This is a genomic window from Tistrella arctica (assembly GCF_039630945.1).
GTDB classification, from domain to species: Bacteria; Pseudomonadota; Alphaproteobacteria; order Tistrellales; family Tistrellaceae; genus Tistrella; species Tistrella bauzanensis.
The window spans coordinates 77,137-89,703 of the sequence record NZ_JBBKTV010000015.1 but is presented as its reverse complement, the minus strand read 5'-3'; the positions used below and the strand labels follow the sequence as shown (position 1 = coordinate 89,703).

General features: G+C 64.8%; 13 protein-coding genes. 10 read left to right on the top strand and 3 right to left on the bottom strand.

Features of this window, described 5'->3' with window-relative positions; translation table 11 throughout:
• Positions 1-33: 33 nt before the first annotated feature.
• A complete protein-coding gene (locus WG924_RS25380; RefSeq protein ID WP_345935832.1) occupies positions 34-795 on the bottom strand; it encodes an SDR family NAD(P)-dependent oxidoreductase in 762 nt (253 codons plus the stop codon).
• Between the two features lie 162 nt (positions 796-957).
• Between WG924_RS25380 and WG924_RS25375 the strand changes: the two genes are divergently transcribed.
• A complete protein-coding gene (locus WG924_RS25375; RefSeq protein WP_345935846.1) occupies positions 958-1,548 on the top strand; it encodes a TetR/AcrR family transcriptional regulator in 591 nt (196 codons plus the stop codon).
• A 555-nt stretch (positions 1,549-2,103) separates the two neighbouring features.
• A complete protein-coding gene (locus WG924_RS25370; RefSeq protein ID WP_345935831.1) occupies positions 2,104-3,363 on the top strand; it encodes a tyrosine-type recombinase/integrase in 1,260 nt (419 codons plus the stop codon).
• 7 nt (positions 3,364-3,370) lie between these two features.
• Here WG924_RS25370 and WG924_RS25365 read toward each other — a convergent pair whose 3' ends face one another.
• The gene (locus WG924_RS25365; RefSeq protein ID WP_345935830.1) at positions 3,371-3,784 is read right to left on the bottom strand and encodes a MerR family transcriptional regulator; all 414 of its coding nucleotides are present in this window, start codon (positions 3,782-3,784) and stop codon (positions 3,371-3,373) included.
• 78 nt (positions 3,785-3,862) lie between these two features.
• On the opposite strand from WG924_RS25365, the gene WG924_RS25360 reads away from it, so the two are divergent.
• The 7 genes from WG924_RS25360 to WG924_RS25330 all read left to right on the top strand — a co-directional run bounded on the left by WG924_RS25360 (position 3,863) and on the right by WG924_RS25330 (position 10,569).
• Entirely contained in the window at positions 3,863-4,261 is a 399-nt protein-coding gene (locus WG924_RS25360; RefSeq protein ID WP_345935829.1) for a mercuric transporter MerT family protein, read from the top strand.
• Between the two features lie 12 nt (positions 4,262-4,273).
• Positions 4,274-4,618 (top strand): heavy-metal-associated domain-containing protein, encoded by a 345-nt coding sequence (locus tag WG924_RS25355; RefSeq protein ID WP_008946215.1) that lies wholly within the window; start codon positions 4,274-4,276, stop codon positions 4,616-4,618.
• 1 nt (position 4,619) lies between these two features.
• On the top strand, positions 4,620-4,868 hold the full coding sequence (merF, locus tag WG924_RS25350; protein WP_008946216.1) for a mercury resistance system transport protein MerF: 249 nt from the start codon (positions 4,620-4,622) through the stop codon (positions 4,866-4,868).
• A gap of 1 nt (position 4,869) precedes the next feature.
• Complete coding sequence (gene merA / locus WG924_RS25345; protein ID WP_040708401.1) at positions 4,870-6,300, top strand: mercury(II) reductase; 1,431 nt, start codon at positions 4,870-4,872, stop codon at positions 6,298-6,300.
• Between the two features lie 312 nt (positions 6,301-6,612).
• Positions 6,613-7,299: a MerR family DNA-binding protein gene (locus tag WG924_RS25340; RefSeq protein ID WP_008946218.1), complete on the top strand. Its 687-nt coding sequence runs from the start codon at positions 6,613-6,615 to the stop codon at positions 7,297-7,299.
• 2 nt (positions 7,300-7,301) lie between these two features.
• Positions 7,302-7,982 carry a cytochrome c biogenesis protein CcdA gene (locus tag WG924_RS25335; protein WP_345935828.1) on the top strand — a complete coding sequence of 227 codons (681 nt, stop codon included), beginning with the start codon at positions 7,302-7,304 and terminating at the stop codon, positions 7,980-7,982.
• 142 nt (positions 7,983-8,124) lie between these two features.
• Complete coding sequence (locus tag WG924_RS25330) at positions 8,125-10,569, top strand: heavy metal translocating P-type ATPase (RefSeq protein WP_345935827.1); 2,445 nt, start codon at positions 8,125-8,127, stop codon at positions 10,567-10,569.
• 312 nt (positions 10,570-10,881) lie between these two features.
• Here the strand turns inward: WG924_RS25330 and WG924_RS25325 are convergent, their stop codons facing one another.
• On the bottom strand, positions 10,882-11,556 hold the full coding sequence (locus tag WG924_RS25325) for an ArsR/SmtB family transcription factor (RefSeq protein ID WP_345935826.1): 675 nt from the start codon (positions 11,554-11,556) through the stop codon (positions 10,882-10,884).
• A gap of 88 nt (positions 11,557-11,644) precedes the next feature.
• On the opposite strand from WG924_RS25325, the gene WG924_RS25320 reads away from it, so the two are divergent.
• The gene (locus WG924_RS25320; protein WP_008946222.1) at positions 11,645-12,493 is read left to right on the top strand and encodes a sterol desaturase family protein; all 849 of its coding nucleotides are present in this window, start codon (positions 11,645-11,647) and stop codon (positions 12,491-12,493) included.
• Positions 12,494-12,567: the final 74 nt, after the last annotated feature.

Below are 12,567 nucleotides of genomic sequence, written 5' to 3'. Positions count from 1 at the left end.
GATGCCCCCTCAGACCGCTGGCCTTCTCTTCTCTCAGATCCCGAAACCGCCTGTCATGTTTATGGTCTCACCGTTGATGTAGCCCGCAGACGGTCCGGCGAGGAAGCAGACGGTTTCCGCCACCTCTTCCAGGGTTGCGATGCGGCGGATCGGATGCATGTCCAGGATCGCCTCGCGGTTCGGAAGCTCGCCGGCGACGTCCGAAGCCATGTCCGTGGGCATGATGCCGGGCTGTACGACATTCACGGTGATGTTCCGGGGGCCGAGATCGCGCGCGATGCCCTTGGCATATCCGGCCAGCGCCCACTTCGTTGCGGCATAATCGGCGACACCCGGGAAGGGAACGAAAGAGCCGAGCCCCGAGCCGATAAAGATGATCCGGCCACCATTGCTCAATCTGGGCGCCGCCGCACGGGTGTTGGCGATGGTGCCCATGACATTGACCTGCCACTGGCGATTATATGCCGCTCCATCGAGCGTGGGATCGTCGACGAGCTGGCCCTGGATTGCGATGCCGGCATTGTTCACGAGGATGTCGAGCTTGCCGAATGCGGCGATCACCGCGTCGATCAGAGGCTTGGCGGTGGACAGGTCGGCCTGATCGCTCTTGATCGCGATGGCGCGCGCGCCCTTCACCCTCAACTTCGCCACGACCGCCTCGGCCTTGTCGGACGAGGCGGCGTAGCTGATCGCAACATCCGCGCCGCGCTCGGCGAAGGCTTCCGCCGTCGCGGCCCCAAGTCCACGCGAGCCGCCCGTGATCAGCACGACCTTTCCCTTCAGCAGGGTCTGCATGAAAAATCCTTTCTGTGCAGGACCAGGGCCCGGCCTGATCCAAGGTGGGCGACATTGCCCATTTATCATAACGTTCGTTACCATAACGATTGGTATGAAATATGGACACAGGCTGTCAAGTGGATTAGTAATGATCGTTATGAAAACAGCCGGATTGATCTGATGGGACGCCATCGTGAATTTTGCGTGGAGAAGGCCCTTGATGCCGCGCTGTGCGTCTTCTGGCGCAAAGGCTATGAGGGCACGTCCTACGCCGATCTGACCGACGCGACCGGCGTTGAGCGGCCTGCCCTCTATTCGGCCTTCGGCAACAAGGAATCGCTCTTCCGTCAGGCTCTGGCGCGCTATCACGAGCGCTATCTGGGCTATCTCCCGGAAGCGCTTGAGATGTCCAGCGCACGTCAGGTGGCAGCACATTTCCTGCATGGCGCGGTTGACCTCAACACGCGCTATCCCGACCGCACAGGCTGCCTGGGCGTCAACGGCGTGCTGGCCGGATCGGACACCGCCGAGCCCATCCGCCAGGCCCTGATCGCCTATCGGGCCACCGGCGAAGCACGGCTTCGCGCGCGCTTCGAGAGAGCGAAGGCCGAGGGTGACCTGCCGGAAACCGCCGACTGCGCCATCCTGGCCGCGTTTGTCATGGCGGTGACCCACGGCATCGCCGTACAGGCAAAAGCCGGTTTCCCTCGCGCGGTTCTCCAGGCGGTGGCCGAGCAGGCCCTGAGCGGCTGGCCTGGGAGTGACCGCTGACCACAGGTCGCCTCTATCAGCCGGCGGCACTGATGCTTCCGCTCGGAGCCCTTGGGGGGTGAGCCGAAAGATGGAAGCGGCGAGGGGGCCGTGGGCCCCCTCGGATCCCCCTGCCCTTTTTGGGCGTGGCGGGGCTGTGGATGGCGGGGCGGATGACGGGCCGCGTGTGGGGCTGTGGTGGGGCTTTCGGTGCCCCCTGCCCTGCTCCGGCCCCCCAGACCATGCCTACCCCGCAGCCCCCGCCCGAAACGCAGAACGCCGCCCCTGGCTTTCACCTGGGGCGGCGTGTCTGAAACTTGGTTGCGGGGGCAGGATTTGAACCTGCGACCTTCAGGTTATGAGATAGGCTAAACCGACGTCCCCCACATACGACGACCTACGCCGAACACGCTTTAACATACTGTCTTTGCTTGATAAACATTGACATAGAGCCACCGCCTGCTACTCTCTCATGCGACCGAATTTTCCCTCAAGTGGTAGCTATTTGGTAGCTGGGGTGACTTTCAGGTTGCTGAAACTGAGGGTCTGGAACCTGAAGGTTCGAGATGGTAGCTCATGGCGAAACTCACGAAACGCACCGCCGATTTGGCGACGGCCGGCGCCAAGGTCACGGCGATCTGGGACGAGGAACTACGGGGCTTCGGCCTGCGCGTCTATCCGAACGGGCGCAAGGTGTATGTCGTCAAATGCCGCATCAAGGGCCAGCAGCGCTTCATCACCCTTGGCCAGCACGGGCCAGTGACGGCGGATCAGGCCCGAACCAGGGCATACAACATCCTCTCCGAAGCCAAGAATGGCCGTGATCCCGCGAAGAAGCTCGACCAGGCGCGCAAGGCGCCGACCATGAAGGGGCTGGGCGAGCGTTTCCTCAAGGAGCATGTCGCCGTGCGCTGCAAGGCCTCGACCCAATATGAATACAAGCGTTCGGTGGAGCTGTTCATCAATCCGAAGCTTGGCACGCGGAAGGTCACCGACATCGAGCGCCGCGACATCGCGGAGCTGCATCATTCTTTCAGCCACATCCCCTATCAGGCCAACCGCACCCTCGGCGTGCTGTCGAAGATGTTCAACCTCGCCGAGGTCTGGGGTCTCCGTCCTGATGGCAGCAATCCCTGCCTGCACGTGAAGAAGTATCCCGAGCAGAAGCGCGAGCGGTTCCTAAGCCCCGAGGAGTTCGCGGCACTGGGCAAGGCACTCCGGGAGGTCGAAGCTGACGGCTCGGAGACCCAATCGGCCGTCGATGCCATCCGACTCCTGATGCTGACCGGCTGTCGGCTCGGTGAGATCATGGCGCTGAAATGGGACTATGTGGACCTCAAAGGCCGCGAGCTACACCTGCCTGACTCCAAGACCGGGGCGAAGATCGTGCATTTCGGGAAGACAGCGGCCGACGTGCTGAAAGGCATCGAGAAACTGGAGGACAACTCCTACGTCATCACCGGCAAAAAGCAGGGTGGCCGCCTCACCGACCTGCAGCACCCATGGCGGCGCATCCGGGCCAAAGCCGGTCTCGATAACGTGCGTATTCATGATCTCCGGCATTCCTATGCCAGTGGTGCCCTCGCCTTGGGAGAAGGGTTGCCGATGATCGGCAAGCTACTCGGACATACGCAGGTGCAGACCACAGCACGGTACGCGCACTTGGCAAACGACCCCGTAAAGACAGCCGCCGGACGCGTGTCGGACGCGATCGGCGCCGCGATGCTGGGGAGACGGAAGAAACCGAGGCGAACTGGAACGCCGAAGAAAGGCAAGCTGGCGACTGCACCAAGGCGGAAGGCGACACGAGAGACGGTGGCAGTCGCAGCCGAGTAGCTCGCGATTATGAAGCGAGCGCCTCCAGGACCGGACATTCAGGGGCGTCGTCGCCGGAACAGGACGCCGCGGTCGTCGCAAGCACCCGCTCGATCCGCCGGAGATCCGCGATTTTCGCCCGCACGTCGGCAAGATGGCTTTCGGTTCGGGCTTTCACCTCGGCACAGGTTTGGGTTCCGCCGTCGACCAGCTGAAGCAGGCCGCGAATTTCCTCGATCGCAAAGCCGAGTTCGCGGGCCCGCAGGATGAAGCGCAAACGCGAGACGTGGCCTGCGTCGTAGACCCGATAGCCTGAGGCCGTCCGCGGCGGGTCGGGCATCATTCCGATCTTCTCGTAATAGCGGATGGTCTCGAGGTTGCAGCCCGTGCGGCGGGCCAGCTCTGCCCGCTGCAACCCCTTCCCGGAAACGTGATCGGCCATAGCGCGAAACACCTCTTGAGTCTGTAGTTTCTACAGACCATACGATGGCCCGACGTGGAAATCGAGGACGTATTCTCCATGAGAGATATCGACACAGATCTCGGGACACTCCCGCGCCCGGTAAATATCCCGGACCGTCGCAAAGGCTGGTTCGCCGTCGGCGGCGTTCTCGGCGCGGTTCTGGCCTCATCCTGCTGCATCGTACCGCTGGCGCTGGTGACCGTCGGAGTCTCGGGGGCATGGATTGGTAATTTGACGGCACTCGAGCCCTACAAGCCGTATTTCGCGACCGTCACGGTCGTCCTGATCGGTCTCGGCTTCTGGCACGTCTACTCCAAGCCCAAATCGGCTTGCGAGGATGGCACCTACTGCGCCCGTCCGGAGTCCTCGCGCCTCACCAAGACCGCGTTGTGGCTGGCGACGGTCCTCGTCCTCCTCGCCATCACGATCAATTATTGGGCCCCGTTGTTTTACTAGGAGAAGACCGTCATGAACCGCTCGGCAATGAGTCTTGCAGCTCTCGTCGCACTTGGCCTGTCCGGGTTTGGTGCGTTCAGTTCCTTGGCCCCCGCCGCTGCAGGAACGGCGGCCATAGTCGCAGCCGCGACCGAGCGGACGGAAACGTTCGCCATCGAGAACATGACCTGTGCGTTGTGCCCGATCACCGTCAAGACGGCGATGGAGTACGTCGATGGCGTGAAGTCCGTAAAGGTGAACTTCGACGCCAAGACGGCAACGGTCGTTTATGACCCGTCGATCGCGACAGTAGAGGCGATCGCCAGAGCCTCGACGAATGCCGGCTATCCGGCAACTCCGGCGGGGCAAGGCAGTTGAGATGAAGGATGCCACAATTTTGAAGACGGGCATCGCCGGATCCGTTATTGCCGCTATCTGCTGCTTCACGCCCGTTCTCGTCATCTTGCTCGGAGCGGCCGGTCTTTCGGCTTGGCTCGGGTGGCTCGATTACGTTCTGCTCCCGGCCCTCGTATTCTTTCTTGGCATCACCGTATACGGGTTGTGGCGCCGTCAACGGGCAGCGGCCTGCTGCTCACAAGAATCCGTTGGCAACAAGGAAAATGCCTGACATGCCGAATTGCTGCGCCACCAACAATGGGTCGACTGGACGGTATGACCTCGCCGTCGTCGGTGCGGGCTCGGCCGGCTTCTCCGCCGCGATCGCCGCGGCCGAAGGAGGCGCGAAGGTTGCCCTGATCGGTCATGGCACCATCGGCGGCACCTGCGTCAATATCGGATGCGTACCGTCCAAGACGATGATCCGTGCAGCCGAGGCATTGCACGGTGCTCGCGCCGCGAGCCGTTTCGCTGGACTCGCGGGCGAGGCGCACGTCACCGACTGGAGCCGCTTGGTCGCCGCCAAGGACGACCTTGTCGCGACACTGCGGCAGAAGAAATATGTCGATCTCTTGCCCGGATATGACGGCGTTGCCTATCTCGAAGGCGCGGCCCGGCTGAGCGAGACCGGCGTGACGGTGAACGGCGCCGCCATCTCGGCGCCAAAGATCATCATCACGACCGGCGCGCGCCCGGCGCTGCCCGACATCGAGGGCATCGAGACCGTTTCCTGCCTTACCAGCACCACCGCCATCGAACTGACCGGCCTCCCCAAATCCCTGCTGGTGGTCGGCGCGGGCTACATCGGCTGCGAGCTCGCGCAAATGTTCGCCCGCATGGGCGTCGAGGTCACGATCGTCAGCCGCCGCGGCTTGTTGCCGGAAGCGGAGCCGGAGATCGCCGGAGCGCTGACGGGCTTTTTTATCGACGAAGGCATCCGAGTGGTTTCCGGTATCGCCTATCGGCGCATCGAGCAGACCGGCACGGATGTCGTCCTCACCGTTGAGCGGGACGGTCGAGAGCAGCGTCTCGCCGCCAAGCGTGTGCTGGTCGCGACGGGCCGAACGCCGAACACGGAAGGTCTTGGGCTCGAGGAGGCGGGCGTCGCCCGGCATTCGAACGGCGCGATCAGGATCGACGACCGGATGCGCACCACGCGACCAGGTGTCTACGCCGCGGGCGACGTAGCGGGCCGCGACCAGTTCGTTTACATGGCCGCCTATGGCGCAAAGCTCGCCGCGCTGAACGCGCTGAACGGCGACGGTCTCGTCTACGACAATGGCGCCATGCCGGCCGTGGTATTCACCGACCCGCAGGTGGCGAGCGTCGGGCTGACGGAGGCGCAAACGCGCAGGGCCGGCAACGAGGTCAAGACGAGCGTGCTGTCGCTCGAAAACGTGCCGAGGGCTCTTGCCGCGCACGATACGCGCGGCCTCATCAAGTTGGTTGCCGACGCACGGACGGACCGATTGCTCGGCGCTCATATTCTGGCGCCCGAGGGCGCGGACAGCGTTCAGACCGCCGTGCTCGCCCTGAAATTCGGGATGACGGCCAAGGCGCTCGGCGAGACGATCTTCCCCTATCTGACCACGGTCGAGGGGCTCAAGCTCGCCGCGCAGACCTTCGAAAAGGACGTCGCCATGCTGTCATGCTGTGCGGGATAGGAGACCTCCATGTCGGACAAACCACTCGCCGGAGTCATGGCGGCGCTTGCAGTCGCTCCGCTCTGCCGCGTTTGCGTGCTTGGTCCGGCTGCACTCGTGGCGGCTGGCGGGTGGTTTCTCGCATGGCTCGGCGGCTTCGGCGTGCCGCTAATTGGATCGGTCCTGGCCGTTGGCGGCTGGCTCGCCTGGCGCGCCCTTCGGCGAGGGACCGTCCGGAAGGGGAATGGCCGCACGATGGAACATCCACAGAAAGATGCCGTTGACTCCGTACTATAGTACGGGAACTAACGTGCAAAGTTAGCGAGACGCGCCATGGCCACCGGAATGACCATCAGCCGAGCCGCCGAGCGGGCGGGCGTCGGCGTCGAGACCATCCGCTTTTACGAACGACGCGGGCTAATCGAGCAGCCCGCGCGGCCACGCAGTGGCGGCTATCGTTTCTACGAAGATGAGGTAGTCGAACGCATCCGCTTCATTCGGCAAGCGCAGGAGCTCGGCTTCTCCCTGCGCGAGATCGCGGAACTCCTCTCGTTGCGGGCCGATCCGGCGGCCGATTGCGGCGACGTCCGCACGCAGGCGGTGAGCAAGCGCGAGGAGGTCGACCGCAAGATCGTGCAGCTTCAGCACATCCGAGCGGCGCTCAGCGAGCTGATCGCCACCTGCCCGGGCGGTGGCGCCTTGCGCGCCTGCACGATCATCGACGCATTGGCCGGGCGGCGAGCGACAAAAGACCTCCGGCCGTCGGGCAAGACAGATCGTCAGAACCGAGTAAGGAAGGGACGCAACATGAAAACGGCCACCTTCAAGATCGACGGGATGCACTGCGACGGCTGCGCACGCACCATCGAGGCGCTCGTCTCAATGGAACCCAGCGTGCGCAAGGCGACCGTCTCGTTCAAGGCGCGGGAGGCGCGCATCCTGTTCGATCCGCAAGCCTCAAGCGAGGACCAACTCGCGGCGGCGATCCGAAAGGCCGGATATTCCGTCGCGAGCCAGTGATCGTGACGGAATTTGGGCTCATCAATCTCCTTATCGTCCCCGCGGCGGTAGGCCTGTTCGGCTTCATCGAGCCCTGCTCGATCGGCTCGAGTCTCCTCTTCATCAAATATCTGGAGCGCAAGGAAGCGGCGCGGAAGATCACCGAAACCGTGCTGTTTGCCGCCACGCGCGCCGTTTTCATTGGCGTGCTGGGCGTGCTTGCGGTTCTTCTGGGTACGGCCTTCCTCGGGTTGCAGAAAGGCGCGTGGATATTGCTTGGCGCGGTGTACCTCGTCATCGGTGCGCTCTACGCCACGGGGCGGGCGCGCTTGTTGATGCAGTCGATCGGGCCGAGGCTCAGCGGTTTCTCCGCCGCGCGTAGTTCGATTGGCCTCGGCGTGGTGTTCGGCCTCAACATCCCGGCCTGCGCAGCGCCGTTGCTGGTGGTCCTCCTCGGGGCCGCCGCGGCCGGTGGCGCGGCAGGCACGACATTTCTCGGCGGCTTCGTCTCGCTCGCCGTGTTCGGCCTCGCGCTGTCGCTGCCGCTTGTCCTCGCCGTGCTGTTCGAGCCGGCCAGACGGGCGCTCGACTGGCTGGCAGGTCTCTCCGGACGCATGCCGTTCTGGACCGGCGTCGTGCTCATCGCACTCGGCCTGTGGTCGATCGGATTCGGACTGTTCGCCCACCTGCCCGAGCCGGCGTGACGCAAGCGCGATCTTACTTTTCGCGGGCGATCATAGCCTCTTGACTCCGTACGTTGATACGGGGTGCAGACTTCTTTTGACATCGTTGGATCGAGGCCCGGGAGGGCTCCCTTCCTGGCCGACAGCCTCATGGGAGGTCATCATGACCATCGCGACAGCGACAGAGCCCGCCACCCTTCCACTGTGGACCGAGGAGCCCGCGAGCCGGCCGGATCGGGCGCGCATCCGGGCCCGCATCGGCGGGCTCCACTGTTCGCTTTGCACGAGCACCATCGAAAAGGCGCTCGGTCGCAAGCCCGGCGTCGACAAGGTGGCGGTGAGCCTCACCCACGAGCAGGCGCTGATCGAATACGACCCGGCCGTGGCTAATCCGGCCGAACTTCTGCAGACGTTGCGCGACATCGGCTACACGCTGCACGATCCGCGCAAGCTGCGCGCCTTCGAGGAGGAGGAGCGCGATCTCGTACGCGAGGGCCGGCGCTTTCTCGTCGCCGTCACCTTCAGCCTGATCGCCATCGCGCTCATCGCCAGTCCGACAGGCATCTGGTCGACCGCGCTGCCGCTCGTCGCCACGATCGGCCTGATCGCCTTCGTGTTCCTGGTGCTGCGTGCGCAAGGGCTATGGGTCTCCGGTGCAAGCGCCGTGGGGCTCGGCGTATTTGCTGGCGTACTGCTCCTGTTTCGCGAGGCGCTTGGCTTGACGCATGTCACGCCGTGGCTGGTCGGCGCCCTTGCGGCTGTCCTCGTCTTCGGCATCGCGCGTCACATCCTGAATATGGCTTTCCAGGCTCTGCGCCGTGGGATTCTGAATCAGCACGTGCTCCTGGAAGCAGGCGCATTCGCCGGCCTCACGGGCGGCCTGATCGGGCTCATCTTCGATCCGCCCGGATTTCCGACCGCACCGTTCTTCGCCGTGTCGGTCATGGTCGCCACCTACCATCTCTTTTCGGAGTGGCTGTCGCTCATCGTCAAGACACGCAGCTCGCAGGCGGTCAAGCGGCTCCTCGACCTGCAGCCGGACGTCGCCCGCGTTCAGCGTGACGGCCGGGAGCTAGAGATCCCGATAGCGGACGTCGTGGTCGGCGACCTCGTGCGTATTCGCCCGGGCGAGCGCCTGCCCGTCGATGGCGAGGTGGTGGAGGGCCATTCCTCGGTCGACCAGGCGCTCGTCACCGGCGAGCCGATCCCGGTCGAGCGCGCGGCGGGCGATACGGTCATCGGCGGCTCGATCAACGGCACGGGCACGCTGCTCGTTCGGGTCACCGCCGTCGGCGAGGAGAGTTTTCTGCAACGGATCGCGCGCGAGGTCGAGGACGCCCGCGCGCTGAAGCCGGGCCTCCTGCACCTCGTCGACCGCGTGCTCGTTGTCTATACGCCGACAGTACTCACGATTGCGGCGCTCGCGACGCTCGGCTGGATCATTGGTCCTTGGCTATTGGGCAGCGAGCCAGACCTCCAGAGGGCGGTCTTCGCCGGCCTGAGCGTGCTCGTCATGGGCTATCCCTGCGCCGTCGGCATCTCGGCGCCGCTGTCGATCGTGCGCGGCGCCGGCGAAGCGGCCGAGCGGGGAATCCTCATGCGCACCGGCGAGGCGTTCCAGGGCTACCGCCTGGTGAACCAGATCGCCTTCGACAAGACCGGAACGCTGACCGAGGGGCGGCCGCGCCTTATAGAGATCGAAGCTACAGGCATCGGCGCGGAGGTTCTGCTCGGGGTCGCCGCAGCAGCCGAGGCCTCCTCCGAGCATCCGCTGGCGGACGCGATCGTAACGGCTGCCTTCGAGCGGGGCATCACGCCGCCCGAGGTGGAGCGCTTCGAGGCTGTTCCGGGCAGGGGTGTTCGTGCGCGCATCGGTACGGAAGCGGTACTGGCCGGTAGCCCTCGCTTCATGACCGAGAGCGACATTGACTTGGCGCCGCTGGCGAGCCGCATCGATGCGCTCGAAAGCGCCGGGCGCACCGTCATCGCTGTCTGCCGCAACGGGCAACCCCTTGGCCTTCTCGCCCTTGGCGACATAGTGAGGAGCGAGGCCGCCCAAGCGGTGGCCGCTCTCAAGGACGCCGGCCTCAGAACCGTGCTGGTGACCGGCGACAACGAGCGCACCGCCCGACGTGTCGCCGCCGAGGTCGGGATCGACGAAATCCACGCCGGCGTCCTGCCGGGAGAAAAGGCGGCGCTCGTGCGGCGCCTTCACGAAAAGGGCCGGGTCGCCATGGTCGGCGACGGCATCAACGACGCGCCGGCGCTGATGCAGGCGGACGTCGGCATCGCTATGGGCGGCGGCACCGACATCGCCATCGATTCGGCCGACATCATTATCCTCGGCAACCAACTCGATGGGGTGGTGACCGCCCGCGAGATCAGCCGCCGCAGCTACCGAAAGATGGTGCAGAACGTTTCGCTCGCGTTCCTGTTCAACGGCATCGGCGTGCCGCTGGCGGCGACCGGGCTGATTTATCCAGTCTGGGCGATGGCGGCCATGGCGGTGAGCGTGACGACCATTTTCTTCAACTCGCTATGGGGCCAGCCGTCGCTGTTCTTCCAGGCGATCTTGAGCGTCGGCAGGTCCATCGAGCGCCCCGCATGATCGCGATCGAACGATTGGTGTAAGAGATCACGGCGCTCACGTCGTTCACCGTATCCCGGACGCCTCCGTGGGCGCTGGAAGAGACGCGCCGTATGCTCAACCCCCGTGGCCCATTTCTTTTCGTCGAGCACGGCCGTTCGCCCATGCCGGCGTACGCCGTGATTGCCGACCGCAGCGCGGGCCCGAGATTTCGCATCGAGCGGATGGACACCGGGTACACGAAAGGTCCGAAGCCAATGGCGCTCATGTACGAAGGCAGCGCGCGTCCTACAAAGGCGCAATGGTTCTCCGCCGGCGCCGTTGCGCGAGACGTTACGCCGACGTGCTGCCTTCGACGGGCAATCCAGCCGCGCGCCATTCCGGGAGCCCATCTTCCAGGCGGCGGACCTTGAAGCCGCGGGCCCTGAGCATCGCCACGGCCTCATAGGACAGAACGCAGTACGGGCCACGGCAGTACGCCACGATCTCGCGACCGGGATCGAGATCCGCCAGCCGCCTTTCAAGCTCGCTCAGTGGAAGGTTGATAGCGCCCGGCAGATGTCCAAGCGCGAACTCGTCTTCGGGCCTGACATCGAGCACCGTCACGATCCCTGCCTTGAGCCGGTCCATGAGTTCCGGACGGGAGACGGCTTCCAGGCTGTCGCGGTCATTGAAGTAGCTGCGTACGACACGCTCGACCTCGGCCGACTGGAGCTCGGCGATGCGCCGAAGCGACGTCAGCAGCCCCAGAACGGCATCGTCGTCCGCCAACCGATGGAAGACGAACTTGCCGTCCCGCCGGGCAGCGACCAGCCCGGCGCGGCGCAGGTGCTGGAGATGCTGCGACGCGTTGGCGACAGAGACCCGCGTCCGATCCGCCAGCACCTCGACGCTGCGCTCACCCTGGGCAAGCTGCTCCAGGAGCGCCAGCCGATGCGGGTGGGCCACCGCCTTCGCTACGGCCGCGAACTGGGCGAACAGGGCTTGCTTGGGACTCTCGCTTGACATCCCCGGACAATCATCGTTACATCATTCAAGAAACTACTTGAATGATGGCGTAATCTCAGCGGCCCGTCAAGGCCGCTGCGTATGAGACATGACCTTGGCCGAAACTCTGCTTGCTCTCGAACCCCTGATCCGCCTCGGCGCCTTCGCTGCCATCTTCATGGCGATGGCGCTTTGGGAACTGATGGCGCCGCGGCGGCGCCAAGCCATTGGGCGCCTGCGCCGCTGGCCGGGCAATCTCGGCATTGTCGTGCTCAACACGCTACTCGTCCGTCTCGCCTTCCCGACCGCGGCCGTCGGCGTGGCGCTGCTGGCCGAATCCCGTGGCTGGGGACTGTTCCCTGCGCTGGAGGCTCCGGCGTGGTTTGCCGTCGCCGCCGCAGTGATCCTGCTCGACCTCGCCATCTATCTGCAGCATGTCCTTTTCCATGCCGTGCCGGCGTTGTGGCGGCTGCATCGGATGCACCACGCCGACCTCGAATTCGACGTAACGACGGGCGCGCGCTTCCATCCAATCGAGATCCTGCTGTCCATGGGGATCAAGCTCGGCGTCGTGGCCGCGCTCGGCGCGCCGGCGGCGGCGGTGCTGATCTTCGAGGTGCTGCTCAACGCCACCTCGATGTTCAACCACGGCAATGTCCGGCTGCCACAACGGCTCGACCGCGTGCTGCGTTGGATCATCGTCACCCCGGAGATGCATCGGGTCCACCACTCGGTGGTGCCACGCGAGACCAACAGCAATTTCGGCTTCAACTTGCCCTGGTGGGACCGGCTGCTCGGCATCTACCAGGCACAACCGCAAGCGGGCCACGAGGCCATGACGATCGGCATCGAGCAGTTCCGCGACCCGCGCGAACTGCGCCTCGACCGCATGCTGCTGCAGCCGTTCCGCGATGACGACCGCCTCTACCCGCTGGGCCGCCAGGAGCCCGCCGCATGACGCTGCGGGGCGTCCTTCCCCGCCTCGTGATCGGGGTCGCGATCGCGGGCCTAGTCTAGCGCTGCCTCTCATGT

Coding starts and splice junctions, on each gene's coding strand:
- WG924_RS25380 (WP_345935832.1), bottom strand. CDS start 795: ATGCAGACCCTGCTGAAGGGAAAGGTCGTGCTGATCACGGGCGGCTCG.
- WG924_RS25375 (WP_345935846.1), top strand. CDS start 958: ATGGGACGCCATCGTGAATTTTGCGTGGAGAAGGCCCTTGATGCCGCG.
- WG924_RS25370 (WP_345935831.1), top strand. CDS start 2,104: ATGGCGAAACTCACGAAACGCACCGCCGATTTGGCGACGGCCGGCGCC.
- WG924_RS25365 (WP_345935830.1), bottom strand. CDS start 3,784: ATGGCCGATCACGTTTCCGGGAAGGGGTTGCAGCGGGCAGAGCTGGCC.
- WG924_RS25360 (WP_345935829.1), top strand. CDS start 3,863: ATGAGAGATATCGACACAGATCTCGGGACACTCCCGCGCCCGGTAAAT.
- WG924_RS25355 (WP_008946215.1), top strand. CDS start 4,274: ATGAACCGCTCGGCAATGAGTCTTGCAGCTCTCGTCGCACTTGGCCTG.
- merF (WP_008946216.1), top strand. CDS start 4,620: ATGAAGGATGCCACAATTTTGAAGACGGGCATCGCCGGATCCGTTATT.
- merA (WP_040708401.1), top strand. CDS start 4,870: ATGCCGAATTGCTGCGCCACCAACAATGGGTCGACTGGACGGTATGAC.
- WG924_RS25340 (WP_008946218.1), top strand. CDS start 6,613: ATGGCCACCGGAATGACCATCAGCCGAGCCGCCGAGCGGGCGGGCGTC.
- WG924_RS25330 (WP_345935827.1), top strand. CDS start 8,125: ATGACCATCGCGACAGCGACAGAGCCCGCCACCCTTCCACTGTGGACC.
- WG924_RS25325 (WP_345935826.1), bottom strand. CDS start 11,556: ATGTCAAGCGAGAGTCCCAAGCAAGCCCTGTTCGCCCAGTTCGCGGCC.
- WG924_RS25320 (WP_008946222.1), top strand. CDS start 11,645: ATGACCTTGGCCGAAACTCTGCTTGCTCTCGAACCCCTGATCCGCCTC.